The organism is Streptococcus suis (assembly GCF_002960445.1).
GTDB classification, from domain to species: domain Bacteria; phylum Bacillota; class Bacilli; order Lactobacillales; family Streptococcaceae; genus Streptococcus; species Streptococcus hyiners.
The window spans coordinates 1-348 of the sequence record NZ_POJD01000074.1; the positions used below are offsets into that span (position 1 = coordinate 1).

Consider the following 348-nt stretch of genomic DNA (forward strand, 5'->3'; position numbering starts at 1 on the left):
AGCGTTTGTACCTTACTTCAAAAAACAAACGTAACACTCCAGACCGTCTTCAATTGAAAAAATACTCACCAAAATTGCGTAAGCACGTGATTTTTACTGAGGTAAAATAAGACAACATACAGAAAGCCTATGAAATCAACGTTTCAAAGGCTTTTTTCTTTTGTTTTTGACAAAATAACTGAATTTTAACTGATTAAAATAAATCAAATGATAATTTCTGCTAAATCTAGCATAGCCTGTTCAATCTTACGTTTTCCTTTTTGTATTACATGAAGATAGATTTTCACTATCTCCTTACCATCCTCAGAATGTCCTACAAATTCTCGAATAACATTCAAACTAGTATTG

At 31.0% G+C, this 348-nt stretch carries 1 protein-coding gene; it reads left to right on the forward strand.

Annotated elements, in window-relative coordinates:
• On the forward strand, window positions 1-110 hold a 110-nt coding region (rpmG, locus tag C1G53_RS01345), incomplete at its 5' end, for a 50S ribosomal protein L33 (protein ID WP_105117381.1).
• Window positions 111-348: the final 238 nt, after the last annotated feature.